The organism is Saccharopolyspora sp. 6M (genome assembly GCF_020176775.1).
GTDB classification, from domain to species: Bacteria; Actinomycetota; Actinomycetes; order Mycobacteriales; family Pseudonocardiaceae; genus Saccharopolyspora_C; species Saccharopolyspora_C gregorii.
Map to the genome: position 1 here is coordinate 1 of NZ_JAIUJZ010000107.1, position 24581 is coordinate 24581.

The 24581-nt window shown below is 72.8% G+C and carries 27 protein-coding genes; 12 read left to right on the plus strand and 15 right to left on the minus strand.

Going from position 1 to position 24581, the window contains the following annotated elements; translation table 11 throughout:
- The coding region (locus LCD31_RS15710) for a hypothetical protein (RefSeq protein ID WP_224959019.1) at nucleotides 1-214 on the minus strand (214 nt) is incomplete at its 3' end.
- A 223-nt stretch (nucleotides 215-437) separates the two neighbouring features.
- On the opposite strand from LCD31_RS15710, the gene LCD31_RS15715 reads away from it, so the two are divergent.
- Nucleotides 438-659, plus strand: a complete 222-nt coding sequence (locus LCD31_RS15715; RefSeq protein ID WP_224959020.1) for a hypothetical protein — start codon at nucleotides 438-440, stop codon at nucleotides 657-659.
- A 75-nt stretch (nucleotides 660-734) separates the two neighbouring features.
- On the opposite strand, the gene LCD31_RS15720 is transcribed toward LCD31_RS15715, so the two are convergent.
- The 8 genes from LCD31_RS15720 to LCD31_RS15755 form a co-directional block, all read right to left on the minus strand.
- Nucleotides 735-1352 carry an energy-coupling factor transporter transmembrane protein EcfT gene (locus LCD31_RS15720; RefSeq protein ID WP_224959021.1) on the minus strand — a complete coding sequence of 206 codons (618 nt, stop codon included), beginning with the start codon at nucleotides 1350-1352 and terminating at the stop codon, nucleotides 735-737.
- Nucleotides 1349-2023 (minus strand): energy-coupling factor ABC transporter ATP-binding protein, encoded by a 675-nt coding sequence (locus tag LCD31_RS15725; RefSeq protein WP_224959022.1) that lies wholly within the window; start codon nucleotides 2021-2023, stop codon nucleotides 1349-1351. The genes LCD31_RS15720 and LCD31_RS15725 overlap by 4 nt, the downstream gene beginning before the upstream one ends.
- Nucleotides 2020-3144, minus strand: coding sequence for a thiolase family protein (locus tag LCD31_RS15730; RefSeq protein ID WP_224959023.1), 1125 nt, complete (start codon nucleotides 3142-3144; stop codon nucleotides 2020-2022). The genes LCD31_RS15725 and LCD31_RS15730 overlap by 4 nt, the downstream gene beginning before the upstream one ends.
- Nucleotides 3141-4466 (minus strand): class I adenylate-forming enzyme family protein, encoded by a 1326-nt coding sequence (locus tag LCD31_RS15735; RefSeq protein WP_224977956.1) that lies wholly within the window; start codon nucleotides 4464-4466, stop codon nucleotides 3141-3143. The genes LCD31_RS15730 and LCD31_RS15735 overlap by 4 nt, the downstream gene beginning before the upstream one ends.
- Nucleotides 4467-5033 carry a biotin transporter BioY gene (locus LCD31_RS15740; protein ID WP_224959024.1) on the minus strand — a complete coding sequence of 189 codons (567 nt, stop codon included), beginning with the start codon at nucleotides 5031-5033 and terminating at the stop codon, nucleotides 4467-4469. It lies immediately after the preceding gene.
- Between the two features lie 108 nt (nucleotides 5034-5141).
- Nucleotides 5142-7178 carry an ATP-dependent DNA helicase gene (locus LCD31_RS15745; protein ID WP_374201660.1) on the minus strand — a complete coding sequence of 679 codons (2037 nt, stop codon included), beginning with the start codon at nucleotides 7176-7178 and terminating at the stop codon, nucleotides 5142-5144.
- Nucleotides 7179-7380: 202 nt separating this feature from the next.
- Nucleotides 7381-7959 (minus strand): isochorismatase family protein, encoded by a 579-nt coding sequence (locus tag LCD31_RS15750; protein WP_255615171.1) that lies wholly within the window; start codon nucleotides 7957-7959, stop codon nucleotides 7381-7383.
- Entirely contained in the window at nucleotides 7956-9266 is a 1311-nt protein-coding gene (locus LCD31_RS15755) for a nicotinate phosphoribosyltransferase (RefSeq protein ID WP_224959025.1), read from the minus strand. The genes LCD31_RS15750 and LCD31_RS15755 overlap by 4 nt, the downstream gene beginning before the upstream one ends.
- Nucleotides 9267-9371: 105 nt before the next feature.
- Here LCD31_RS15755 and clpS point away from each other — a divergent pair, with 105 nt between their 5' ends.
- From clpS to LCD31_RS15785, 6 genes are all read left to right on the plus strand, one after another.
- Nucleotides 9372-9665, plus strand: a complete 294-nt coding sequence (clpS, locus tag LCD31_RS15760) for an ATP-dependent Clp protease adapter ClpS (protein WP_184477241.1) — start codon at nucleotides 9372-9374, stop codon at nucleotides 9663-9665.
- Between the two features lie 4 nt (nucleotides 9666-9669).
- Nucleotides 9670-10233, plus strand: a complete 564-nt coding sequence (locus LCD31_RS15765; RefSeq protein ID WP_224959026.1) for a DUF2017 domain-containing protein — start codon at nucleotides 9670-9672, stop codon at nucleotides 10231-10233.
- 170 nt (nucleotides 10234-10403) lie between these two features.
- Nucleotides 10404-11441, plus strand: coding sequence for a P1 family peptidase (locus LCD31_RS15770; protein WP_224959027.1), 1038 nt, complete (start codon nucleotides 10404-10406; stop codon nucleotides 11439-11441).
- Between the two features lie 94 nt (nucleotides 11442-11535).
- Nucleotides 11536-11991 carry a M67 family metallopeptidase gene (locus LCD31_RS15775; RefSeq protein ID WP_308011279.1) on the plus strand — a complete coding sequence of 152 codons (456 nt, stop codon included), beginning with the start codon at nucleotides 11536-11538 and terminating at the stop codon, nucleotides 11989-11991.
- Between the two features lie 83 nt (nucleotides 11992-12074).
- The gene (locus tag LCD31_RS15780; RefSeq protein WP_224959028.1) at nucleotides 12075-12353 is read left to right on the plus strand and encodes a MoaD/ThiS family protein; all 279 of its coding nucleotides are present in this window, start codon (nucleotides 12075-12077) and stop codon (nucleotides 12351-12353) included.
- A gap of 32 nt (nucleotides 12354-12385) precedes the next feature.
- A complete protein-coding gene (locus tag LCD31_RS15785; protein WP_224959029.1) occupies nucleotides 12386-13336 on the plus strand; it encodes a PLP-dependent cysteine synthase family protein in 951 nt (316 codons plus the stop codon).
- Nucleotides 13337-13418: 82 nt separating this feature from the next.
- On the opposite strand, the gene LCD31_RS15790 is transcribed toward LCD31_RS15785, so the two are convergent.
- Both LCD31_RS15790 and LCD31_RS15795 read right to left on the minus strand, forming a co-directional pair.
- Entirely contained in the window at nucleotides 13419-14072 is a 654-nt protein-coding gene (locus tag LCD31_RS15790; RefSeq protein ID WP_224959030.1) for a response regulator transcription factor, read from the minus strand.
- 25 nt (nucleotides 14073-14097) lie between these two features.
- Nucleotides 14098-15345: a histidine kinase gene (locus LCD31_RS15795; protein ID WP_224959031.1), complete on the minus strand. Its 1248-nt coding sequence runs from the start codon at nucleotides 15343-15345 to the stop codon at nucleotides 14098-14100.
- 184 nt (nucleotides 15346-15529) lie between these two features.
- On the opposite strand from LCD31_RS15795, the gene LCD31_RS15800 reads away from it, so the two are divergent.
- Genes LCD31_RS15800 through LCD31_RS15810 form a run of 3 tightly spaced genes read left to right on the plus strand, consistent with a single transcriptional unit; the run spans nucleotide 15530 to nucleotide 19094 of the window.
- The gene (locus tag LCD31_RS15800) at nucleotides 15530-17023 is read left to right on the plus strand and encodes a glycosyltransferase family 39 protein (RefSeq protein WP_224959032.1); all 1494 of its coding nucleotides are present in this window, start codon (nucleotides 15530-15532) and stop codon (nucleotides 17021-17023) included.
- 44 nt (nucleotides 17024-17067) lie between these two features.
- Nucleotides 17068-17583 carry a PH domain-containing protein gene (locus tag LCD31_RS15805; protein ID WP_224959033.1) on the plus strand — a complete coding sequence of 172 codons (516 nt, stop codon included), beginning with the start codon at nucleotides 17068-17070 and terminating at the stop codon, nucleotides 17581-17583.
- Nucleotides 17580-19094 (plus strand): PH domain-containing protein, encoded by a 1515-nt coding sequence (locus tag LCD31_RS15810; RefSeq protein WP_224959034.1) that lies wholly within the window; start codon nucleotides 17580-17582, stop codon nucleotides 19092-19094. Before LCD31_RS15805 ends, LCD31_RS15810 begins: the two co-directional genes overlap by 4 nt.
- Nucleotides 19095-19298: 204 nt before the next feature.
- Here the strand turns inward: LCD31_RS15810 and LCD31_RS15815 are convergent, their stop codons facing one another.
- The 3 genes from LCD31_RS15815 to LCD31_RS15825 form a co-directional block, all read right to left on the minus strand.
- Nucleotides 19299-19490 (minus strand): DUF397 domain-containing protein, encoded by a 192-nt coding sequence (locus LCD31_RS15815; RefSeq protein WP_224959035.1) that lies wholly within the window; start codon nucleotides 19488-19490, stop codon nucleotides 19299-19301.
- On the minus strand, nucleotides 19491-20339 hold the full coding sequence (locus LCD31_RS15820; protein WP_224959036.1) for a helix-turn-helix transcriptional regulator: 849 nt from the start codon (nucleotides 20337-20339) through the stop codon (nucleotides 19491-19493).
- A 335-nt stretch (nucleotides 20340-20674) separates the two neighbouring features.
- Nucleotides 20675-22408: a pyruvate dehydrogenase gene (locus tag LCD31_RS15825; RefSeq protein ID WP_224959037.1), complete on the minus strand. Its 1734-nt coding sequence runs from the start codon at nucleotides 22406-22408 to the stop codon at nucleotides 20675-20677.
- A gap of 155 nt (nucleotides 22409-22563) precedes the next feature.
- Between LCD31_RS15825 and LCD31_RS15830 the strand changes: the two genes are divergently transcribed.
- Together LCD31_RS15830 and bcp are read left to right on the plus strand one after the other, a co-directional pair.
- Complete coding sequence (locus tag LCD31_RS15830; RefSeq protein ID WP_224959038.1) at nucleotides 22564-22761, plus strand: hypothetical protein; 198 nt, start codon at nucleotides 22564-22566, stop codon at nucleotides 22759-22761.
- 98 nt (nucleotides 22762-22859) lie between these two features.
- On the plus strand, nucleotides 22860-23333 hold the full coding sequence (gene bcp, locus LCD31_RS15835; RefSeq protein WP_224959039.1) for a thioredoxin-dependent thiol peroxidase: 474 nt from the start codon (nucleotides 22860-22862) through the stop codon (nucleotides 23331-23333).
- Between the two features lie 221 nt (nucleotides 23334-23554).
- Here bcp and LCD31_RS15840 read toward each other — a convergent pair whose 3' ends face one another.
- Nucleotides 23555-24310, minus strand: coding sequence for a sulfite exporter TauE/SafE family protein (locus tag LCD31_RS15840; RefSeq protein ID WP_224959040.1), 756 nt, complete (start codon nucleotides 24308-24310; stop codon nucleotides 23555-23557).
- Between the last annotated feature and the right edge of the window lie 271 nt (nucleotides 24311-24581).

A 24581-nucleotide genomic window follows, 5' to 3' on the forward strand; every position in this document is an offset into this window, starting at 1 on the left:
CGCGAAGCGCTGGGCCGGAATCACCCGGTCCAGCGCTTCGCGTCGCCCGATCAGCGGTGGTGCCGCCGGAACTCACGCCGCCGAACTCCGGGTCGTCGCCGAACATCCGCTCATCGCCGGACTCCCGGTCGCCGCCGATTTCCCGGTCGCCGCCGATTTCCCGGTTGTCGCCGATGTGCCGGTTGTCGCCGGGCTCCCGCTCGTCGCCGACCATCCGATCGCCGCCCGAACGCCCGATGGCCGCCCGATCGCCGCCGACGTCGCGAACGCCGCGCCCGGCTCGTGGCAGCAGCCGAGGGCCTGCCCGTTCCTCCTGCCCTTGGCGGAATCGCGCGCCGAGGGGTTCCCCGGTCCGTCGCCGCGCCTCGCCTCGCTCCCGATCACCTCGTCCGTAGCGTCCGGGGTGAACGTACGAAGCGACCCGAAAGGAACCCCGCATGCGCAAGACGCTGACCACCCTGGCCCTGTGCACCGCCGCCTTCTCCGCGCTCGGCGCGGGTACCGCGCTTGCCGAAGAAGTGGTGATCGGGCACTACGACACCTCCGCCGAGTGCTCCGACGTGCTCATGCAGCACGCCGCCGACGGTGACCCGGGCCCGCTGATGTGCGCGCCGACCACCGACGATCCGGAAGGTCCGACCGACCTCGTGCGCGGCTGAGAACCGGCGCCGGAACAGCCCGGCCTCGCGTCTCCGCACGAATTCCCCCGTCCACGCGGCGGGGGAATTCGTCGGTCAGCGGGCCGGCTCGTCGTCCCCGACTCCGCGCGCGGCGAGGGCTTCACCCAACTCGTCGGAGTGGCGCAGCGTGCGGACCAGGAACGGGACGGCGAACGCGCTCGGCGACCGGTCCGCGTTCCGGGCCCGCTGCGCCTCCCGCGTCTCCGCCGCGATGATCGACAGCGCGGTGACGGCCTGCAAGGTCAACCCCACCAGCAAGCCCACCCGCTCCGGGCGGACCCCGACGCGCCGCAGCGGCGACAACCCGCGCTCCACCGCCGACACCAGGTCGTCGACCCGGGTGGTCAACGTGAACAGGTTCGCCGCCGCGATCGCCGCCAGCAGCCGCAACGTCACCACGCCCGCCTGCTGCGCCCCCAGCGTCCACCACTGCAGGAGGAAGATCACCGCCAGCAGCGGCAGCAGCAGCCGGGACACCTGCCAGCAGCGCCGCGGCGGGATCCGCGCCACCGCGTAGCCCAGCAGCACCCCGGCCACCACCGCGCCCAGCGCCACCGGCGAACCCAGCAGGAAGATCAGCACCGCGAACGCCAGCAGCAGCACGAACTTGACCCCGGCCGGAGTCCGGTGCAGCACGCTCGACCCCGGCTCGTACAGGCCGATCGGGCTCATCCGGCCAGCTCCCGGTAGTGCGCCAGCGCCGCCGCCGGGGCGTCGTCCGCGGCCACCCGGCCCTCGTCGATCACCACCACCCGGTCGAAGCCGTCCAGCAGGTGCAGGTCGTGCGTCACCAGCACCACCTGCTGCGGCAGCTGCTGCAGCAGCTCCACGAAGTGCCGCTTGTTGCGCAGGTCCAGCAGCGTCGTCGGCTCGTCGCACACCAGCACGTCCGGCTCCAGCACCAGCATCGAGCACAGCGCCAGCAGCTGCTTCTGCCCACCGGAGAGCTGGTGCGCCGGGTGCTCCGCGTAGCCGTCGAGGCCGTGCCGGGCCAGCACCTCCGCCGCCCGCCGCTCCCGCTCCGCCTTCGGCACGCCGTGCCTGCGCAGCGAGAACGCGACGTCCTCCCCGGCCGTCGGCATCACGATCTGGCTGTCCGGGTTGGTGAACACGAACCCGACCCGGCGGCGCACCGCCCGGCCCTCCCGCGCCGGATCCAACCCGTCCACCAGCACCCGCCCGCGCGTCGGCGACACCAGCCCGTTGATCATGCGGGCGAGGGTGGACTTGCCGGACCCGTTCGCCCCCACGAACGCGACCCGCTTCTCCGGCAGCCGCAGGTCCACGCCGTCCAGCACCGCGTGCTCGCCGTAGGCGTGCCCGACGCCCTCGAACTCGATCACTCCACTCGCTCCCACACCGTCGCCACGCCCAGCCCGCCACCGGAGGACAGGGCCGCCACCCCGGTGCGCGGCCCGTCCTCGCGCACCATGCGGCTGAACAATCGCACCACCAGGACCGCGCCGGACGCGCCCCAGGGGTGCCCGAGCGCGATGGCGCCGCCGTCCGGGGACACCGCGCGCTCGTCGATCCCGGCCGCATCGGTGCAGGCCAGCACCTGACCGGCGAACGCCTCGGTGAACTCCACCAGCTCCGGAGCGGGCCGGTCGCGCAGCACGTGCCGCAACGCGGGCACCGCGCCCAGGCCCAACCGGTTCGGATCGACCCCGCAGGTGCGCTCGGCCACCAGCCGCAGCCCCGGCACCCCGAGCCGCCGGCGCTCCCGCTCGCTGGTGACCAGCACCGCCGCGGCGCCGTCGCTGATCCCGCACGAGTTCGCCGCCGTCGCGGTGCCGTCCGCCGTGAACGCCGGGCGGAACCGGGCCAGCCGCTCCGGGGTGAAACCGCGCCGCGGCCGCTCGTCCCGCAGCCCGCTGACATCGACCAGCTCCGCATCGAACCGGCCCGCGTCCTGCGCGGCGACCGCGCGCGCGTGGCTGCGCGCCGCGAACTCGTCCTGCCGCCGCCGCGACACGCCCGCCTCCGCCGCCACCAGGTCCGCGGCCGGACCCATGTCCGGATCGCCCAGGTCGGCGGGCGCGAACGGGGCACGCGAGTAGAACCGCGGCGGCTCCCCCGCCGACCGGGGCCGGTGCGCCCGCCACGGCGCCGTCGACGCGCTCTCCACCCCACCGGCCAGGTAGCGCTCCCCGGCGCCGCCGCGCACCAGCGCCGCCGCCGCCACGATCGCGCTCAACCCGCTCGCGCACTGCCGATCCACCGACATGCCCGGCACCTCCAGGCCGAGCCCGGCGCGCAACGCCGCCACCCGCGCCGGATTCCCGCCCGGGCCCAGCACGTTGCCCAGCAGCACGTCGTCCACCGAATCCAAGCCCGAATCCCGCAGCACCGCCGCCAGCACCGGGGCGGCCAGCCGATCCACCTCCCAGTGCTTCAACGCGCCGCCGACCTCGCCGACGGGGCTGCGGCGGGCGGCGATCACCACCGGTTCGCGATCGCTCACGCGGGCACCTCCGCGTCGAGCGCACCGTCCCGCAGCAGCCGCGCCACCTCGGCCCGCGCCGGTTTCCCCGCCGGAGTGCGGGGCAGCTCGGGCAGCACCAGCCACCGCCGCGGGCGCTTCGCCGGCTCCAGACGCCGGGTCGCGTCCCGCAGCCGCGCCCGCGTCGGCGGTGATCCCGGATCGACCTCCAGCACCGCGGTCACCAGCGCGCCCAGCCGCCGATGCGGCGTCCCCGCCACCACCACGTCCAGCACCCCGCCGACCGCGCGCAGCACCGCCTCCACCTCTTCCGCGGCGACCAGGTGCCCGCCCGTGCCGATCACCGACCCGGCGCGACCCAGCACCGTCACCGTGCCGTCCTCGTGGCGCACCGCCCGATCACCCACCCCGCGCCAGCCGGGGGCGGCGGGCACGAGGACACCGCCGCGCAGGTGGCCGTCGCAGACGAGCTCGGACCGCGCCCACAACGCACCCGGCACCTCCGGCGGGAGGGACGCGCCGGACTCGTCGCGCACGTCCACCTCCACCACCGGGCGCAGCCGCGGCTCACCGCGCCGCACCGCCACCAGCGACAGCTCCGCCGCCCCGTAGTACTCCAGCAGCTCGCACCCCGGCAGCACCCGGTGCAGCCGGGCCTCCAGCTCCGCGTCCACCGCCGCACCACCGCACACCACCAGCCGCAGCCGGGGGCGCGGTTCCGGCTCGCGCTCCCACACCGACAGCAGCGCCGCCAGCATCGCGGGCACAACGTGCACCACCGTCGCGTCCCGGCACGCCGCGGCCGCCGCCGTCGCCGACCAGCGGCGCAGCAACCGCAGCGACGCGCCCCCGTGCAGCGCGTGCACGGCGCCGAACAGGAACAGCGAGGAGCTCAACGGGCCCGGCACCAGCACCGCGTCGTCCGGGCCGAGCGGCACGTCCAGCGCCCGGAAGCTCTCCGACCAGGAACGCCGCGACCGCACCAGCACCTTCGGCACCCCGCTGCTGCCCGACGTCGTCGGCAGGTAGAACCAGGTGCGCTCGTCACCCCGCCGCGCGACCGGATCGCCCGGCTCTGGCGCGCCCGAGACCACGACCTCCGGGGCCGCGTCCGCCAGCACCTCGTCCCGCCGCGACCAGTCCGGATCCACCACCAGCGCCGCCGCGCCCGCCAGCTCGGCCCCCAGCAGCCAGCACAACCGGTGCACCGGATCCGGTTCGTCCACCGCGACCCGCCGCACGCCCGCCAGCGCCCGCGCCGCACCGTGCGCGCGACGCCGCAGCTCCGCGCCGTCCGAGGCCACGTCGCCGCAGGTCACCCGCGAGATCAGTGCCGGGAGCATTCAGCGCCGCGCCCCGGCCGGCGACGACGGCAGCGCCCGGTGCACCGCCGCCGCCACCAGCGACACCAGCACCAGCTTCACCGCGTCGCCAGGCACGAACACCAGCGACTGCACGGCCGCCGCACCCAGATCACCCGTGAACGCCGCCCAGTACGGGATGCCGATCAGGTAGTCCGCGGCGATGCCCGCCAGGTTCGCGGCCAGCAGCAGCGGCAACCCGGGCCGCGGCAGTCCGCGCTGCACGATCAGCCCCACCACGACCGCCGAGAGCAACCAGCCGATCACGAACCCGCCGCTCGGGCCCGCGAACGGGGCGATGCCGCCCCGCCCACCGGACAGCAGCGGCAGCCCGATCGCCACCAGCGCCAGGAACAGCAGCACCGAGGCGCCCGCCCGGCGCGCCCCCAGGATGCTGCCCGCCAGCAGCGGCCCCATGTTCTGCAGCACCACCGGCACCGCCGCGCCCGCCAGGTACAGGCCGGGGAACAACCCGAGCACGGCGATGAACGCCGCGAACACCACGGTCCTGGCCAGGTCCGCGGCCGGTTCGGTGCGCTGCGCGGGCACGACGCCTCCTCATGAGGATCAGGGGATCGGCGTCAACGTACCCGCAGGCGGGGCCGGGGCGGAAAGACCTGCGCCACATCGTGGACACCCGGCGACCCGTGCACGAGCTCAGCCCGCCGCCGCGTTCAGCCGCGTCAGCGCACCCCGCACCACCTGCGGATCGTGCGTCGTCCAGAACGGGGGCAGCGAAGCCCGCAGGAACCCGCCGTAGCGGGCGGTGGCCAGCCGCGGGTCGAGCACCGCGATGACCCCCCGGTCGTGCGAGGACCGCAGCAGCCGCCCAGCACCCTGCGCCAGCAGCAGCGCCGCGTGCGTGCCTGCCACGGTCAGGAAACCGTTGCCGCCGTGCGCGGAGACCGCCTTCTGCCGCGCCGAGGCCAACGGGTCGTCCGGTCTGGGGAACGGGATCCGGTCCATCACCACGAGCTGCAGCGAATCCCCGGGCACGTCCACCCCCTGCCACAGCGACAAGGTCCCGAACAGGGACGTCGCCGGGTCGGCGGCGAACTTGGCGACGAGCTGCGCCGTGTTGTCCTCGCCCTGGCACAGCACCGGCGTGCCGAGCCGCCCCCGCAGTTCCTCGGACGCCTGCCGCGCGGCCCGCATCGAGGAGAACAACCCGAGGGTGCGGCCCCCGGCGGCCTCGACGAGTTCGGTGAGCTCGTCGAGGTATTCCGGCGGCAACCCGTCCCGCCCGGGCTGCGGCAGGTGCCGGGCGACGTAGAGGATCCCGCTGCGCTGGTGCTCGAACGGCGAGCCGACGTCCAGCCCCGTCCACTTCGGGCCACCGGAGTCGGACGGCACCTCCTTGCCGCTGGCCATGCCCGCGGCGGGGGAGGCCGTGCGCTCGGGCGGCAGCCCCCACTGCCGGGCGAGGGTGTCGAAGGACCCGCCGAGCGCCAGCGTCGCCGAGGTGAGCACCGTCGTGCGCTGCCCGAACAGCCGTTCCCGCAGCAGCCCGCCGACGCCGAGCGGCGCGACCTTCACCGCGGGCACCCGGTTCGGTTCGGCGGCGACCCACACCACGTCGCGGCGCTGCCCCTCCGGCTCGTCGAAGGCGTCGAGCAGCCGCACCGCGTTGTCGTGCACCTCTTCGGTGACGGCGAGCGCGAGCTTGCGGGCGCTGCTGCCGTCCGGGTCCTCCTTGCGCTCCGGCCCGAGCGCGGTGGTGCAGGCGGCCGCGGCGTCGCGCAACGCGGTGAGCGCACCGCCGAGCGCTTCGGGCATCTCCTCCAGCCGCTGCGGCCGGGCGTCGGCGAGGACGATCTCCAGCCCTTCGGCGGCCTCGTCGAGCCGGTCGGCGATGCCCTGGTCGATGGCACGCCCGCAGCGCCGCGCGGCGAGCTTCGCCTGGTTCGCCGACAGCTCGCCGGTCGCGGCGGAGGTGACCCGGTCGACGAGGTCGTGCGCCTCGCCCCCCACGACGACGTCGTGCTCGGGCAGCACCGGCCGGTCGTCGAGGGCGTCGATGGCCAGCAGCGCGTGGTTGGTGACGACGACGTCGGCGCGGCCCGCCTCACCGCGGGCGCGTTCGGCGAAGCAGTCGGTGCCGATGGGGCAGCGGTGCACGCCGAGGCATTCCTTCGCGGTCACCGACAGCTGCCGCCACGCCTGGTCGGTGACGCCGGGCACCAGCTCGTCGCGGTCCCCGGTCTCGGTCTCGGTGGCCCATTCGCGGACCCGCTTGACCTGGCGTTCCAGCGCGGAGGCGGCGAACGGGTCGAACAGCGCGCCCTCCTCCGGTTCGGCTGGAGCGCCGCCCTCGACCCGGTTCAGGCACAGGTAGTTGCGGCGGCCCTTCAAGATCGCGAAGGTCGGCGGCCTGCCGAGCGCGTCGGCGAGCGCCTTCGACAGCCGGGGCAGGTCGCGGTCGACGAGCTGGCGCTGCAGGGCGATCGTGGCCGTCGAGATCACCACGGTGGTGGCGGCGGCGACGGCGTGCCGGATCGCGGGCACCAGGTAGGCCAGCGACTTCCCGGTGCCGGTCCCGGCCTGCACGGCGAGGTGCTCGCCGGAGGCGATGGAGTGCTCGACGGCCGCCGCCATCCGCGACTGGCCCTCGCGTTCGGAGCCGCCGACGGAGCTCACCGCCAGGCCGAGCAGCGTCGCCAGGTTCGGGATCCGCTCCGGTGGTTTCGCCGTGATCGGTTCGTCCCGGCGCTGCTTGCGGCGTTCGGGCGGTCCCTGCGACGCCAGGTCGGCGGCGATCTCGGGTGGGAGCTCGTCATCGTCGTCGAGCGCGAACACGTCCGGATCGGACCACTGCGGAACAGAACCTGGCACGCCCGGCAACGCTACCGGCCACCTCCGACGCCCCGAGCGGGTGCATCGGGCCGTGCACCGGACGTCACGCCACCACCGGGGTCCCCGTGGCGCGCACCCCCGCCGCGCGCAGCTCGTCCAGCGCCGCGTCGACCGTGGCCCGCGCGACGCCCGCCGTCAGGTCCAGCAGCACGGTCGTCGCGAACCCGGCCGCCGCCGCGTCCAACGCCGTCGCCCGCACGCAGTGATCGGTCGCGATGCCCACCACGTCCACCTCGGTGACCCCGCGCTCGGCCAGCCACTCGGCGAGGCCGCGGCCGTCGCCGTCGACGCCCTCGAAACCCGAGTAGCCGTCGTCGAAACGTCCCTTCGAGAACACGGCCCGCACCGGACCCACCTCCAGCTCCGGGTGGAACGCCGCGCCCGCCGTGCCCGCCACGCAGTGCACCGGCCAGGACCGCACGTAGTCCGGCTCCGAGCTGAAGTGGCCGCCCGGGTCCACGTGGTAGTCGCGGGTGGCGACCACGTGCGCGTACTCGGACTCCGCCACGTGCCGGGAGATCGCCGCCGCCACCCCGGCCCCACCGGCCACGGCCAGCGCGCCGCCCTCGCAGAAGTCGAGCTGCACGTCCACGACCAGCAGCGCGCGCACCGCAGCGCTCATGCCGTCTCCTCCGCCTGGAACACCGTCGGGATCGCGGGCTCCCCGCTGGACAACTTCAAGCCCTCCCACGGCAGGCTCACCAGGGCGTGCCGCAGGCGCTCCCGATTGTCCTCCAGCGTCGGCAGGTCCTCGACCCGCTCGCCACCGCGGACCAGCGGGATCGGCACCACCCGGTCGTGCGGGCCCGCCTTCGGGTCCTCGAAACCGCGACCGGTGCGGAACACGACCTCCTCCAGCGCGGTGCCGGTGTCCTTGTGCCTGCGCAGCGCCGACTTCGTGCCGCCGCGGGACTCCTTGTGCGTGCTGCGCTTCGCGACCGGCCGGCCCTCCACGTCGGTCAGCTTGTAGACCATGCCCGCCGTCGGCGCCCCCGAACCGGTGACCAGCGATGTGCCCACCCCGTAGCCGTCCACCGGTTCCGCGCGCAGCGAGGCGATCGCGTACTCGTCCAGATCGCCGGACACGACGATCCGGGTGCCCGTCGCGCCCAGCGAATCCAGCTGCTCCCGCGCCTGCCGCGCCAGCACGCCCACATCACCCGAGTCGATGCGCACCGCGCCCAGCCCCGGACCCGCCACCTCCACCGCCGTCGCGATGCCGCGCGAGATGTCGTAGGTGTCCACCAGGAGTGTCGTGTCCGCGCCAAGTGCGGCGATCTGCGACTCGAACGCGGCACGCTCGGAGTCGTGCAGCAACGTGAACGAATGCGCCGAGGTGCCCGCCGTCGGGATCCGGTAGCGGCGGCCCGCCTCCAGGTTCGAGGTCGCGGTGAACCCGGCCAGGTAGGCGGCGCGGGCCGCGGCCACCGCCGACTCCTCGTGGGTGCGGCGCGACCCCATCTCGATGATCCGCCTGCCGTTGGCCGCCGACACCATCCGCGCGGCCGCCGCGGCGATCGCGCTGTCGTGGTTCATGATCGACAGGATGACGGTCTCCAGGATGACCGCCTCGGCGAACGTGCCGCGCACCGTCAGCAGCGGCGAACCCGGGAAGTACAGCTCCCCTTCCGGGTAACCGTCCACGTCGCCGCGGAACCGGTAGTCGCGCAACCACGAGAGGGTGGTCTCATCGACCACATGATCCTCGGCAAGGCGCTCCAGCTCGGCTTCGTCGAAGCGGAAGTTCTCGATCGCCTCCAGCACCCGCTCCGTGCCGCCGACCACGCCGTAGCGGCGACCGTCCGGCAACCGCCGGGTGAACGCCTCGAACACGCACCGGCGCTCCGCGGTCCCATCCCGCAAGGCGCTGGCCAGCATGGTCAGCTCGTAATGATCTGTGCGCAACGCGGTACTGGCAGCGGCCGTCATGGATCAGAGGTTACGTGGCCGCGACCGCCCGCCCCCTCCGCAGGTCGTGCCCGAATTGACCGTGCGGTCGACATGCGCTCCGTGCCCGCGTGCGAACATGGGGACATGACCTCGCCCGCTGAACTGGAGCGCGCGCAACTGGAACCGGCTGAACTCGGAGACGAGGACAAGCCGTGGGTCACCGTGGTCTGGAACGACCCGGTGAACCTGATGTCCTACGTGACCTACGTTCTGCAGAAGATCTTCGGTTACAGCCGGGACCACGCGACCAAGCTCATGCTCGACGTCCACAACAAGGGCCGGGCCGCCGTGTCCTCGGGCGCCAAGGAGAAGGTCGAGGGCGACGTCGCGAAACTGCACGCCGCAGGCCTGTGGGCCACGATGCAGAAAGACTCGTGATCACGTGAACGGCTGGACTCGCAAGAACGGGCACGTCGTCGCCGAGCTCTCCCAGCAGGAAGCGGCCGTGATCCGGGGGCTCGTCGGCCAGATCAAGGACATGCTCACCGCGCGCGCCGAGGAGACGCCGCAGGACGAGCTCGCCGAACTCACCGGCATCCGCACCGGTCCCTCCACCCCGCCCGAGGACCGGGTCCTCGGACGGCTGCTGCCCGACTTCTACCGCCGCGACCCCGAAACCGGGGAGACGGACGAGGAGCAGCCCGAAGCCGCGGGCGCCATGCGCTCCCTCTACGAACCCGAACTGCTCGACGTCAAGACCGGCGTCGCCGCCGTCGTCCTCGACACCTGCCCCCGCGAAGGCGGCCGGGTCGTGCTCAGCGGCGAGCAGGCCGACAACTGGATGGCCGCGCTCAACGACGTGCGGCTCGCGCTCGGCACCGCACTCGACGTGCAGGACGACATGCCGGAGGAACCGCCGGAGGACGACCTGCGGCGGGAGCACCTCGGGGTGTACCAGTGGCTCACCTGGGTCCAGGACAGCCTGGTCGACGCGGTCTCTTCTTGAGGGAATTCTTCGTTCCCCAGCCTGATTTTCGGGTGGGGTGGCGGAACCCGCGGGTGGTCCTTTTGCTTTGGTGGTCGCTGCTCAGCGGCTTTGCCGCTGACAAGAGGTAGATCGGGCGGCGGGTTGCTCGGTCTCGGTTTCCGAGTCTCTCCCTGCGGCAGGATGGGGGGATGGCTGCCGGGACGCGGGATTCGATCGTGGACGTGGGCGGGGTGCTCGTCGGGCACCACCAGCGGCTGGACGAGCGGTGGGCCACCGGGACGAGCGTGGTGCTCACCCCCGGCGGCGCGACCGCCGCGGTGGACGTGCGCGGCGGCGGCCCCGGCACCCGCGAGACCGACGTGCTCGAACCGACCCACCTCGTCGCGCAGGCGCACGGCGTGGTGCTCACCGGCGGGAGCGCCTACGGGCTCGCCGCCGCCGACGGCGCGATGAGCTGGCTCGCCGCCCGCGGCTACGGCTTCCGGGTCGGCGAGCACGCCCACGAAGTGGTGCCGGTGGTGCCCGCCGCCGTGCTGTTCGACCTGCCGATGGGGGACTGGGGCAACCGGCCCGGCGCCGAGTTCGGCCGCCTCGCCTGCGACGCCGCCACCGCCGAGGAGTCCCGCGAGGGCAACGTTGGCGCGGGCGCCGGCGCCGTCGCCGGCTCGCTCAAGGGCGGCATCGGCACCGCGGGCGAGGTGTTCCACAGCGCGGCGCTCGGCATCGATGTCACCGTCGGCGCGCTGTTCGCGGTCAACTCCCTCGGCTCCGTGATCGACCCGGAGACCGGACTGCCCTGGGACGGCCACCCCGGGCTGCGCGCCCCCGCCGAAGCCGAGGTCGTCGCCGCCCGCGCCCGCACCGGGCCCACCGCGGGCCGCCCCTCCCGGCACGGCACCGCGTCCCGCCCCTTGAACACCACCATCGGCGTCGTCGCCGTCGACCTCGCGCTCACCAAAGCGCACTGCAAGCGGATCGCCGTCGCCGCCCACGACGGGCTCGCCCGGGCCATCCGGCCCGCGCACTCCCTCGCCGACGGTGACACGGTGTTCGCGCTCGCCACCGGGGAACGCGAGCCCGGTGCGCAGTGGGTTCCGGTGCTCGACGAGGTGTGCGCCGTCGCCGCCGGCGTGGTGCGCCGGGCGATCGTGCGGGCCGTGCTCGCCGCCGAACCCGTCGGCGAGGTGACGTCGTACACGAGCCTCTACCCCTCGGCGCGGGAATGAACCAAGGTGGGCGGACGTTGATCCCGCAAACGGCACCGGACCGCGGGAGTTCCGCATGCTGGACACCGGTGCCCCACATAGTAGGATGGTGCCTGTGCTGGTGATTCGACGTGACCTCGTGGACGCGATGGTCGCGCACGCTCGACGGGACCACCCGGACGAGGCGTGCGGCGTCATCGCCGGTCCCGACGGGTCGGACCGCCCCGAGCGGCTCATCGAGATGATCAACGCGGAGCGCTCGCCGACGTTCTACCGGTTCGACTCCGGCGAGCAGCTCAAGGTGTGGCGGGGGATGGACGAGGCCGACGAGGAGCCCGTCGTCATCTACCACTCGCACACCGCCACCGAGGCGTACCCGTCGCGCACCGACGTCTCCTACGCCTCGGAGCCCAACGCGCACTACGTCCTCGTGTCCACCAGGGACCCGGAGACCCACGAACTGCGCTCCTACCGGATCCTCGACGGCGTGGTGACCGAGGAGCCGGTGCAGATCGTGGAGTCGTACATGTTCGCCCACACCGGCGCCGACGAGGTGCCCGACCAGGGCTGAGCCGCTCCCGCCGCCCCGCCGCGGCGGGTTGCGGCGTGCGCAAGTTCCGTTCAGTAGTCCTCGTGGACAGGGAGGTTCCCATCATGGCAATCAAGGTCTCGATCCCCACCATCCTGCGCAGCCACACCGACGGGCAGAAGTCCGTCGAAGCCAGCGGCAGCACCGTCGCCGAGGTCATCAACGACCTCGACAGCAAGCACGGCGGCCTCAAGGACCGCCTGGTCAAGGAAGGCTCGCTGCACCGCTTCGTCAACGTCTACGTCAACGACGAGGACGTGCGCTTCGCCGGTGGCCTGGAGGCCAGCGTGGCCGACGGGGACAACGTGACGATCCTGCCCGCCGTCGCCGGCGGCATGCGCTGATCTCCCACCGCCGCTGAGACAGGAGGCTCGTCGTGGCCCGCTACGACTCGCTGCTCGACGCGCTCGGTGACACCCCGCTGGTGGGCTTGCCGAACCTCTCGCCCGCCGCTGACGTGCGGCTCTGGGCGAAGCTGGAAGACCGGAACCCGACCGGTTCGATCAAGGACCGCGCGGCGCTGTCCATGATCGAAGCGGCGGAGAAGGAAGGCAGGCTCACCACCGGCTGCACCATCCTGGAGCCCACCTCCGGCAACACCGGCATCTCGCTGGCGATGGCCGCGAAGCTCAAGGGCTACGGCCTGGTGTGCGTGATGCCGGAGAACACCTCCGAGGAGCGCAGGCAGATCCTGCAGGCCTTCGGCGCGCGCATCGTGTCCTCGCCCGCGGCGGGCGGCTCCAACCAGGCCGTCGCGGTCGCCAAGGAACTGGCCGAGCAGAACCCGGACTGGGTGATGCTCTACCAGTACGGCAACTCCGCGAACGCCGACGCGCACTACCGGGGGACCGGGCCGGAGATCCTGCGGGACATGCCGGGCATCACGCACTTCGTCGCGGGGCTGGGCACCACCGGCACCCTCGTCGGCGTGGGCCGGTACCTGCGGGAGCAGAAGCCGGGCGTGCAGATCGTCGCCGCCGAACCGCGCTACGGCGAACTCGTGTACGGGCTGCGCAACCTCGACGAGGGCTTCGTGCCGGAGCTCTACGACCCGGACGTGCTGTCCCGGCGGTTCTCCGTCGGCTCCTACGACGCGTTGCGGCGCACTCGGCAGCTGCTGGAATCGGAGGGGATCTTCGCCGGGATCTCCACCGGGGGCGTGGTGCACGCGGCGCTCACCATCGGCGAGAAGATCGCCGCCGCCGGGGAGTCGGCGGACATCGTGTTCGTGGTCGCCGACGCCGGGTGGAAGTACCTGTCCACCGGTGCCTACGGCGGTACCCTCGACGAGGCCGCGCAGCGCCTCGACGGACAGCTCTGGGCCTGAGCCCGGCGAGCGGAAGGCCCATCCGAGCACGCCTCGGGTGGGCCTTCCGCCGTTCCCGGGGGCGTGCGTTGCGGATCGGCGGTCAGCGTTCGGTCAGGCCCGCTTCGTGGGCGATCAACCCGGCCTGCACCCGGTTCGCGCACTCCAGCTTCACCAAGGTCCGGGACACGTAGCCCTTCACCGTCGCCTCCGACAGGAAGAGCCGTTCGCCGATCTGCGCGTTGGACAGGCCGTCGCCGATCCCCGCCAGCACCTCCCGCTCCCGGTCGGTGAGTTCGCGGACCGCCTCCTGCGCGCGCTGCCTCCCGGTCCCGTCCGACGCGGCCACCAGGCGCTTCGCCGCCTGCGGGGACAGCACGGTGTGCCCGTCCGCCGCCACCCGCACCAGGCCGATCAGATCCTCCGGCGGAGTCGACTTCACCAGGAAACCGGACGCCCCGGCCCGCAGCGCCCGCAGCACGTGCTGGTCCGCGTCGAACGTCGTCAGCACCACCACCGCGGGCGCCTCGGGCAGCCGCGCGATGCGTTCCGTCGCGGTCAACCCGTCCACGCCCGGCATCCGCAGGTCCATCAGCACCACGTGCGGCCGGTGCCGCACCACGGCCTCGACCGCCGCGGCCCCGTCCTGCGCGTCGCCCACGACCTCGACGTCCGGTGCCGAGCCGAGGATCGTGCGCAGGTGCGCGCACACCATCGGCTCGTCGTCGACCACGACGACGCGGACCGTCTCGCTCACCACGGAAACCCCGTTCACCGCGGGCCTAGCCCGATCCGGCTTCGGCCGTGGGCACGTACCCGGGGAGTATGGCACCGACCTCGAACCCCCCGTCCCCGGTTCGACCGGACCGGAAGGTCCCGCCGACCAGCTCCACCCGCTGCCGCAGGCCCAGCAACCCGGCCCCCGAACCGCTGGCGGCGAGCTCGCCCCCGCCCGCGGGATCGGGGCGCGTGTTGCGCACCGCCAGCCGCACCCGGTCCGCGTCGTACTCCACGTGCACCAGCACCTCGCTGCCCGGCGCGTGCTTGTGCACGTTCGTCAGCGCCTCCTGCACCACGCGGTAGGCGGTCCTGCCCACCGCCGGGGACACCGCGGTCGACTCGCCGAGCTCGGTGAGCCGCACCGGGACGCCCACCGACTCCGACTCGGCGACCAGCTCGGACAGGTCGGGCAGCGCCGACTCGGCGACCACGTCCGGCCGCTGCTCGCCGGAGCGCAGCACGCCGAGGAAGTCCCGCAGCTCGTCCAGCGCCTGGCAGCCGCCGGCCCGCAGCTCCTCGGCGGCCCGCCGGGTCGCCCCGTCCTGCGCGGTCACCCCCAACGCGCCCGCCTGCAGCACCATCAGGCTCACCCGGTGCGTGACCACGTCGTGCATCTCCGAGGCCAGCTTCGCCCGCTCCTCGGTGCGCACCTGCTCGGCCAGCAGGTGCTGCTCGCGTTCGGCTCGCTCCGCCCGGTCCCGCAGCGCCGCCACCAGCCGCCGCCGCGCGCCGGTCCACAGTCCGAGCAGCGCCGGGAACGCCGTCACCCAGACCGCGTTGTTCAACGTCTCGCCGTCCGGGTTCGTCCACGGCCGCAGCGCCGTGAACACCACCGCGGCGACCAGCACCCAGCCGGCGGCGCGCCACCGGGCCCGCGTCTCGAACGCGGCGAACGCGTAGGTGAGGAACGGCAGTTCCCCGGGCATCCACGGATCGGAGTGCTGGTTGATCGAGAACAGCGCCCCGGTCCCCGTGCTCACCGCGACGAGGTGCACCAGCATCATCACCAGCGCGACGGCCAGCAGCACCACCGGGTAGCGGCGCCGCACCAGCAGGCCCAGCGTGAACAGGTTCAGCACCACCTGCGCGACCCATTCCCCGCCGAGCCACCGGAAGTCCTGCGGCGGCACGTCCGGCGGGAAGAACACGGCCAGGATCGGGCCGAGCGGGAACAGGACGGCGACCAGCACCACGTCGAACACCGCATCGCGCGGGGTGTCCCAGAGGTGTCGCCACAGCGGGCGTTGCACAGCCACACCGTAGCCGCGGAACCGGGGCGAACCGCCGGAATCCACACCGCCGTCGGCCGCGAACCTACGAAAGTCGTACCAGCGCACGACTTCCGTCACAGCGAGAACCGACCGAAAACCGTCGCGCCGGGTGCCCCGGGTGGAGTGGAATGGTCCTCGATCGCGAATCCTCCTGGGGGAGACCATGCATACCGAAGTGCGCGCCACCGCGGCGCGGCCACCGTCCACCACCGCGGGGCCGCCCGCGTTCGCCCGCCGTCCGCTGCTGCTCGTCGCGGCCGCGTTCGCGGTGGTCCACCTCGTGGTGGGGGCGTTCGGCGGGTACTGGATCGACGAGGTGTACATGCTGGCCGCGGGCCGGTACCACCCGGACTGGGGCTACGTCGACCAGCCGCCGCTCGCGCCGCTGCTGGCCGGTGCGATGGGCTGGCTCGCTCCCGGCTCCATGATCGTGCTGCGCCTGCCCGCCGTGCTGATCTCGGCAGGCGGCGTGCTGCTCGCCGGGTCGCTGGCGCGGGAGTTCGGCGGCGACCGGCGCAGCCAGGTGCTCGCGGGGCTGGGGTTCGCGACGGGGCTGTGGACCTCGCTGGTCGCGCACTGGATCACCCCGTACACGCTGGAAGCGCCGCTGTGGATGCTGCTGTGCCTGTTGCTGGTGCGCTGGTGCCGGCAGCACGCGGAAGGGCGGGCCGACGATCGGCTGCTGCTCGGCCTCGGCGGCGTCATCGGGGTCACGATGCAGGTGAAGGTGCACGTCGCGGTGCTCTGCGCGGCGCTGCTGCTCTGCCTGCTGGTGTTCGGTCCGCGGGACCTGCTGCGCCGCCCGAAGTTCTGGGGGTGCATCGGGATCGCACTGGTCATCGCGGCACCGACGTTGATCTGGCAGGCGGCGCACGGGTGGCCGCAGCTGGCGATGAGCGAAGTGGTCCAGGCGGAGACGCCGATCCTCAGCGGCGGCCGGAGCGGCGCGGCCCTTTCGATGGTGCTGTACATGGGAGTTCTCGGCGTCCCGCTCTGCCTCTACGGCGTGGCGCGGATGCTCACCGCCGCCGAGTTCCGCCCCTACCGGTTCATCGCGGCCGCCGCCCTCGCGCAGTACGCCTTCTACATCGCCACCAGCGGGCGGCCCTACTACGTCGTCGGCATGTACGGCGTGCTGCTCGCGGCCGGCGCGGTCGCCTTCCAGCGCAGGCGGGAAGCGCGGGCCGCGGCCGGGCGGCGCGGCGCCGCGTGGCTCGCGTGGCCGGCCGGTGCGCTGGCGGTGCTCGCCGCGGGCGCCGTCGTGGTGATGTCCTCGATGCTGGCCACCGCGTTCGGGGTGCCCGCGGACCGGGCCCTGGCCGGAGAGGTCGCCACCGCGTACCGGCAGCTGCCCGCGCAGCAGCGGGAGCACACGGCGGTGGTGGGGGAGAGCTACATCCTTGCTGCGATGCTCGACGCGCACACCCACGAGTACGGACTGCCACCGGCGCACAGCGCGCATCGCGGCTACGGCTACTTCGGGACGCCGGACGACGGTGCGCGGGACGTGCTGTTCGTCGGCGAGGACCCGGAACCGTGGCGGGCGCACTTCGCGGCGGTGCGCCGCATCGACGGCGGCGGCACCCCGCTGTGGCTGCTCACCGACCGCCAGGAGCCGTGGCCGCAGCTGTGGGAGCAGGTCCGGAGCTTGAAGTAGGCCCGCCGCGACCAGGGCCGCACCACCGAATCGGAGACCACGACGTGTCCACAGAAGACAGACACCCCGCAGCGCAGGTGCGCCTGCGGCCACCCCGGCACCGGGTGGAGCGCCGAGCCGTCGGCTGGTGGTCCGCCCAAGCCGCGATCCTCGTCGTCCCACCGGCCGTGGTGCTCGCGGTGCTCGCCGCGCAGACCGCCGCCGCCCGCCCCTGGCTGCTGCTCGGACTGGCCGTCGTGGCCGTGCTCGGCATCCCCTACCTGGTCGTGATGCCGCAGTGGCGCTACCGGGTGCACCGCTGGGAGAACACCGACGACGCCGTGTACACCGCGGCCGGCTGGTTGCGCCAGGAGTGGCGCGTGGCCCCGATGTCCCGGATCCAGACCGTGGACACGGTGCGCGGCCCGCTGCAACGCGCGTTCGGGCTCGCCAGCGTCACCGTCACCACCGCATCGGCCGCCGGGCCGCTGCGCATCGACGGGCTGGACCACCGGGTCGCCGCCGAACTCGTCGAGCGGCTCACCGCCACCACCCAGGCGGCGCCCGGGGACGCGACATGAGCGGGCCGGCGGGCTGGCGGCGGCTCGACGGCCGGGTCGTGCTGGTGCCGGTGGTCCTGGCGCTGCTGCCGCTGGTGCCCACCGCCGCGGTGATGCTCGTGGCCGGGACGAAACCGGCCGGAGTCGCCGTCATGGCGGGGATCTGGGCCGCCTGCGCGGCGCTGCTGGCGGTGGCCACCGGGCTGGACTGGTGGTTCGGCTCCTACCGGATCGGCGAGGAGCGGGTGGAGCTGCGCAAGGGCGTGCTGTCCCGCAGCCACCGCTCGCTACCGCGGGACCGCATCCGCAGCGTCGACCTCACCGCCGACCCGATGCACCGGGTGCTCGGGTTGTCCGTGGTGAAGATCGGCACCGGGGCGCAGGGCGACGGCGAGCTGAAGCTGGACGCGCTGGCCCGGTCCGACGCGGAGCGGATCCGGGCGGCGCTGCTGCTCCGGGAGTCCACTGCGGACGGTGCCGCGGACGACGCGTCGGACGGGCCGCGGGACGGGGAGCTGGCCCGGCTGCGTCCGGTGTGGCTGCTGTACTCCGGCGCCACGATGTCGTTGATCCTCGCCGTGTGGGGCGCGATCGCCTCGGCGTTCGGCTCGTTCTCCGAACTGCTGGCGAAGTTCGGGGTGTACCGGCTCGTCGGGGAGGAGATCCGGGCGGTCCCGCTCTGGCTGGCCATCGGCGCCCCCGTGGTGGCGGTCGTGCTGGTCGGGGTGCTCGGCTCGCTGCTGCTGTCGGTGGAGCTGTGGTGGGGGTTCACGCTCACCCGCGAAAGCACCGGGACGCTCCGGGTGCGCCGCGGGCTGCTCACCCAGCGGTCGATCTCCCTGGAGGAGAGCCGGTTGCGCGGGGTGGAGCTCGCCGAGCCGCTGCTGCTGCGCTGGGTCGGCGGGGCCCGCACCAACGCGATCGCCACCGGGCTCAGCGACGCCGAGGGCGGGAAGCAGCCGGATGCGAAGACCTTGCTGCCGCCCGCGCCGCGCGCTGAAGCCCGCCGGGTCGCCGCCGAGGTGCTGCGGGAGGAGAACTTCCCCGCTGACGGCTTCACCGCGCACCCGCGGGCCGCGCTGCGGCGGCGGATCACGTGGGGGCTGCTGGTGGCGCTGCCGTTCGCCGCGGCCGCGGTGGTGGCGGCGGTGCTCGGCTGGATCCCCCTCGCCCCGGCGGCGGCCGTGGTGCCCTCGGTGGCGTTGCTCGCGACCGCGTTCGGCATCGACGCCTACCGCAACCTCGGACACCGGCTGCACGGCGCCTACCTGGTGGGCAGGCGCGGCACCGGGCTGCGCCGGACCGTCGCGCTGCGCCGGGACGGGATCATCGGCTGGCGCTTCGAGCAGTCGGTGTTCCAGCGCCGCTCCGGGCTGCTGGACGTCGTGGCCACCACGGCGGCCGGGTCCGGCCGGTGCACGATCCCCGACGTGCGCGCGGGGAACGGCCTGCTGCTGGCCGAAGAGGCGGTACCGGGCCTGCTCACCCCATTCCTCGAACCCGCGCCACCGATTAATACCCGCGAGGAGTAGGACCGTTCGGGTGAGATGCGTTTCGCAGCGATCGGAGGAATAGCAGGAAGGCGCCTCGGTCTGCGGAAACGGGGCGATCGACGGTCGGATTAATCCGACTTCGAGAATCGGAGCCGAGCGGGCGCGGATCCGGCGACCCGCTCGGTTCTTCGGTTCGTTCTCACGTCCGGGACGGCGCGGTCACCGGACGCGGTGGTGCGAGGGTCAGCGGTCGAAAGTGCCGCGCTTGAGACCTCCGAGGAAGTCCGCCCACCGCGCGGGATCGACGACGAAGTAGCCACCCGGCCGGTCCTTCGTGTCACGCACGCCGACGCGCGCGGCACCGAAGCCGACCTCCACGCATTGTCCCTGGTGCGTGCTCCGGGTGCTGGTCCGCCAACCCGTGAGGTATTCCATCTACAGCTCTCCTATGCGCTCGTGAATCACTTGAATGGACCCTTCCGGGTCGATCGCGTGTGCGCGTAGATGGTCCATCATCGTCACGTATTTGGACAGCTCGTTATCCCGTTCGAGATAAAGTCCTCCCACGTGGGTTTCCAGATAGACGACATCCGGATCCACGTGATTGGAGTAGCGGAGGATGACGAATGGCCCTGCCTGCGCCGGATGCGCGCCCGCGTCCAACGGCATGACCTGCAACGTCACGTTCGGGAGTTCCGCCAAAGCGAGCAAGTGCTCCAATTGGCGGCGCAATACCGCCGAACCGCCGACGCCGCGGCGCAGCGCCGTCTCGCCGATCACCGCCCACAGGTCCAGGGGCTGCGATCCGGTGATCCGGTCCTGGCGCTGCATCCGGAGCTCCACGCGGCGGCTGATCTCCGGCTCGTCCGCGCGGATCAAGGTGGACTTGGTGATGGCGTACGCGTACTCGGCGGTCTGGAGCAGGCCGGGGATCGCTTCCGACTCCCAGGTGTGCATGGACGAGGCCTCGGCCTCCAGCCCGACGTAGGTCTCGTACCACTCGGGAAGCACATCGCTGTAGGAATGCCACCAGCCGCGCTTCCGGGCGTCCCGAGCCAGGTTGATCAACTGTTCGCGTTCGGCACCGTTGACGGCGTAGAAGTCCAGCAACGCGCTGACGTCGCCGATCGACGGAGAACGCTTCGCCGTCTCGAATCTGCCTATCTTCGCCTGGGTGCAACCGAGGTGGGTGGCCGCCTGCTGCTGGGTGACCTCCGCCAGTCCTCGGAGCCTGCGCAGCTCCGCGGCGAGGCGGCGGCGGCGCACCGTGGGACTCACTGTCATGGCGATCAGTGTCCACCCTGCGAACCGAGCGTCACCATCGCGTCACCCAACCGACATCCTTTTCCCGGCACCGTCGGCACGAACCGAGTCCGGGGGCGGCGGTGCGGGACCGGCCGGAACACCTGGCGGAGCGTGCTTTTCCCCGCTGCGGAGCTGGTCCCGACCTCGGCGTGCTGGTCCGAGGATCGGGACCGCGGCACCGTCCCGGGCAGATGCGGCGGCAACCGGCTCGCCGCGCCGCGCCTCTCGATCCCGCCGCGACGCGGGAAAACTCACGCAGAGCGACCGATTTCCCGGAAACCCGGCTGGTCCCTCCCGGGACGAGTGACGCGTGCTCAGGGGCGGGGGATGTTGCGCAGGTTGCTCCGCGCCAGCTGCACCATCTTCCCCACCCCGCCGGAGAGCACGGTGCGGCTCACCGCCAGCGCGAAGCCCTTCACCTGCGTACCGGTGATCTTCGGCGGGATCGACAGCGCGTTCGGGTCGGTCACCACGTCGATGAGCGCCGGCCCCGGCCGGGCCAACGTCCCCTCCAGCGCCTCCCGCACCTCACCGGGCCGCTCCACCCGCACCGAGTGAATGCCCGCCGCGGCGGCGATCCCCGCGTAGTCGATCGAATCGTGGTCGGTGCCGAAGTCCGGCAGCCCGTCCACCAGCATCTCCAGCTTCACCATGCCCAGCGAGGAGTTGTTGAACACGACCACCTTCACCGGCAGCTGGAGCGTCCGCAGCGTCAGCAGCTCTCCCATCAGCATGGACAGCCCACCGTCGCCGGCCATCGCGATCACCTGCCTGCGCCGGTCGACGAGCTGGGCGCCCATGGCCTGCGGCAGCGCGTTCGCCATCGACCCGTGCACGAACGAGCCCAGCACCCGGCGGTGTGCGTTCGGCGTCACGTAGCGCGCCGCCCACACGTTGCACATCCCGGTGTCCACGGTGAACACCGCGTCCTCGGCCGCCAGGTCGTCCAGCGCGTCGGCCACGTACTCCGGGTGGATCGGCACCTGGTTGCCGACGTTCGTGGTGTACGAGTCGACGACCTGTTCCAGCTGGTCGGCGTGCTCGCGCAGCATCCGGTCCAGGAACGAGCGGTCCGTCTTCTGCCGCAGCTTCGGCAGCACCGCGCGGATCGTCTCGCGCACGTCGCCGTGCACCGCCAGGTCGAGCACGGTGCGCCTGCCCAGGTGCGTCGGGTCGATGTCCACCTGCACCGTGTTGGCCTGCGGCAGGAAGTTGTCGTACGGGAAGTCGGTGCCCAGCAGCACCACCCGGTCCGCCTTCTGCATCGCCTGCTGGCAGGCGCCGTAGCCGAGCAGCCCGCTCATGCCCACGTCGTACGGGTTGTCGTACTGGATCCACTCCTTGCCGCGCAGCGCGTGGCCCACCGGGGCCTGCAAGGTGCTCGCCAGCTGCATCACGTCCTGGTGCGCGCCACGGGTCCCGGCACCGCAGAACAACATCACCCGCTCCGCCGAGTTCAGCGATTCGGCGAGCTGGTCGACCTGCGTCGGGGAGGGCACCACCGTCGGCGGCTCCGAATCGACCGCGCCGGTGCCCGTCGGCCGCGCCGCCGACTTGTGCGCGACGTCCCCCGGCAGCACCAGCACCGAAACACCGCGCCGCCCCGCCGCGGTCTGCATGGCGCTGCGCAGCAGCCGCGGCATCTGCTCCGGCTGGGAGAGCAGCTCGCAGAAGTGGCTGCACTCGTTGAACAACTCCTCCGGATGCGTCTCCTGGAAGAAGCCGGTGCCGATCTGCTCCGACGGGATGTGCGAGGCCAGGGCGAGCACCGGGGCGCCGCTGCGGTGCGCGTCGTACAGCCCGTTGATCAGGTGCAGGTTCCCCGGCCCGCAACTGCCCGCGCACACCGCGAGCCGCCCGGTCAGCTGAGCCTCGGCGCTGGCGGCGAACGCCGCCGCCTCCTCGTGCCGCACGTGCACCCATTCGATGCCGTCGGTGCGCCGAACCGCGTCCACCACCGGGTTGAGGCTGTCGCCGACGATCCCGTAGATCCGTCGCACGCCTGCTTGCACGAGCACTTCGATGAACTGGTCGGCCACGGTCGGCATGAGCTCTCCCGATAGGTGGGGTGCTGGTGTCTCCCGTCTACGCGGGGCGGTGCAGCCCCGCAACTCCAGGAGGTAGCGCCGCGTTCACCCCCCGTTCGGGGGAACCCGGTAACGTCTCCACCCCGACCGGCGATCACTTGGTAGTCGATGTCGACGTGTTCCTCGAAAACTCCTGCAGGAAAGGGAAAACGGTGAGCCTGCGCCTTTACACCGTTTGCGCGCTGTCCGTGACCGCTTCGGCTCTGGCCGGGCTGTTCTTCGGTGGGTTCATCGCCGCTGATGATCAGGAGGAGGCGGTGTCGGTGAACACCGTCTCGCAGACGGTGTCGGAGACCGCGCCGCAACTGCCCTGAGTCGAGGGTTCCGCCCGAGGTGATCTCGACCGCGGTGGCCTGGGCGGTCGGTGGCCGCCCAGGCGAGCGGGGCGTTCGGCGTGGACTAGCGTCGAGGCATGAGCGAACAGCAGCGACTCGCACCGGGTGACGCCGCACCCGAATTCTCCCTGCCGGACGCCGACGGCAAGACCGTGGCGCTCGCCGACTACCGGGGCCGCTCCCTGGTGGTCTACTTCTACCCGGCGGCCAGCACGCCCGGCTGCACCAAGGAAGCGTGCGACTTCCGGGACAGCTTGGCGGTGCTCGACGACGCCGGGTTCGACGTGGTCGGCATCTCGCCGGACAAGCCGGAGAAGCTGGCGAAGTTCCGCGACGCCGAGGGCCTCACCTTCCCGTTGCTGTCCGATGTGGACAAGTCGGTGATGACCGCGTGGGGCGCGTTCGGGGAGAAGAAGAACTACGGCAAGGTCGTGCAGGGCGTGATCCGCTCGACCTTCGTCGTCGACCCCGACGGCAAGATCAACAAGGCGCTCTACAACGTCAAGGCCACGGGCCACGTCGACCGGCTCCGCAAGGACCTCGGCGTCTGACGACCCGCACCACCGGGAGGGGGGGGGGGGGGGGGGGGGGGGCGGCCCCCCCCCCCCCCCCCCCCCGGATCGGTTCGGGGTGGTGAACGGACTGTTGGTCCGGTCTGGTTGGTCGAAGGGTCCGTTCACCCCGGGAAGAGGCGGCCGGCTCGGCGACCCGCGGATGGAGTGAACGGACCGTTCGTCCCGTCCGGTTGGTCGAAGGGTCCGTTCACCCCGGGTCAGTCGAAGGCCATGTAGAGGGCGACTCCGGCCGCGATGACGACCACCAGGTAGCGCAGCAGCGTCGCCGGGATCCGCTGGGCGATCTTGCCCCCGAGGTAGCCGCCGAGCACCGTCGTGGGTGCGACGAGCAGCACCGCCGCCCAGTCGACCGGCGCGATCAGCGAGTACACGACCAGCGTGACGGCGCTGCCGATGAGCCCGAGCCAGTTCTTCAGCGCGTTGAGCCGCCGCATCGTGTCGTTGACCGCGAACATGAGGATCGCGATGAGGATGACGCTGCGCGCCCCGCCGAAGTAGCCGCCGTAGATGGAGGCGAGGAAGAGCCCGAACGACAGCCAGCCGAGGCGTTCCGCGCCACCCTCGGTCCGGCCGAACCAGCGCTTGATCGTGTTCTGGAACGCCATGAGCACCGCGGACAGCCCGATCAGCACGGGCACCACGGCGTCGAACACCTCGCCGGGCAGCACCATGAGCAGCACGCACCCGATGGCGGAGCCGACGGCCGCGGCGATCGACGTCCACAGCAGTCGCCGCGGCGCGCCCGTGAGGTCGTCGCGCTGCCCGACGGCGGCGCCGACGAAGCCGGGGCCTTGCACCACCGAGTTCGTCACGTTCGCGACGAGCGGTGGCATGCCGGTGGCCAGCAGCGCCGGGAACACCAGCAGCGATCCGCCGCCCGCTACGGCGTTGATCGCCCCGGACAGGAATCCGACGACGAGCAGCAGCACCGGTTCGATCCATTCGCTGAACACCAGCGGAACCTAACCGCCATCACCGCCGGACCGGGATCTGGGGCGACCGTCGTCACAGCGGCATTCCGCCTGGTGAACGTTCCGCGGGGTGTCGCCGGACGTGATGACCGGAATGCGCCGGTCGGTTCAGCGCGCGGGAACGGGCACGCGCACCGGCTCTGGCCGGTCGGCGTCAGCGGGTTCGATGTCGGCGGGTTCGGGGGTGGCGGGACGCCGACGGCAAGACCGTGGCGCTCGCCGACTACCGGGGCCGCTCCCTGGTGGTCTACTT

Coding starts and splice junctions, on each gene's coding strand:
- LCD31_RS15715 (WP_224959020.1), top strand. CDS start 438: ATGCGCAAGACGCTGACCACCCTGGCCCTGTGCACCGCCGCCTTCTCC.
- LCD31_RS15720 (WP_224959021.1), bottom strand. CDS start 1,352: ATGAGCCCGATCGGCCTGTACGAGCCGGGGTCGAGCGTGCTGCACCGG.
- LCD31_RS15735 (WP_224977956.1), bottom strand. CDS start 4,466: ATGCTCCCGGCACTGATCTCGCGGGTGACCTGCGGCGACGTGGCCTCG.
- LCD31_RS15750 (WP_255615171.1), bottom strand. CDS start 7,959: ATGAGCGCTGCGGTGCGCGCGCTGCTGGTCGTGGACGTGCAGCTCGAC.
- LCD31_RS15755 (WP_224959025.1), bottom strand. CDS start 9,266: ATGACGGCCGCTGCCAGTACCGCGTTGCGCACAGATCATTACGAGCTG.
- clpS (WP_184477241.1), top strand. CDS start 9,372: ATGACCTCGCCCGCTGAACTGGAGCGCGCGCAACTGGAACCGGCTGAA.
- LCD31_RS15770 (WP_224959027.1), top strand. CDS start 10,404: ATGGCTGCCGGGACGCGGGATTCGATCGTGGACGTGGGCGGGGTGCTC.
- LCD31_RS15780 (WP_224959028.1), top strand. CDS start 12,075: ATGGCAATCAAGGTCTCGATCCCCACCATCCTGCGCAGCCACACCGAC.
- LCD31_RS15800 (WP_224959032.1), top strand. CDS start 15,530: ATGCATACCGAAGTGCGCGCCACCGCGGCGCGGCCACCGTCCACCACC.
- LCD31_RS15810 (WP_224959034.1), top strand. CDS start 17,580: ATGAGCGGGCCGGCGGGCTGGCGGCGGCTCGACGGCCGGGTCGTGCTG.
- LCD31_RS15815 (WP_224959035.1), bottom strand. CDS start 19,490: ATGGAATACCTCACGGGTTGGCGGACCAGCACCCGGAGCACGCACCAG.
- LCD31_RS15820 (WP_224959036.1), bottom strand. CDS start 20,339: ATGACAGTGAGTCCCACGGTGCGCCGCCGCCGCCTCGCCGCGGAGCTG.
- LCD31_RS15825 (WP_224959037.1), bottom strand. CDS start 22,408: ATGCCGACCGTGGCCGACCAGTTCATCGAAGTGCTCGTGCAAGCAGGC.
- bcp (WP_224959039.1), top strand. CDS start 22,860: ATGAGCGAACAGCAGCGACTCGCACCGGGTGACGCCGCACCCGAATTC.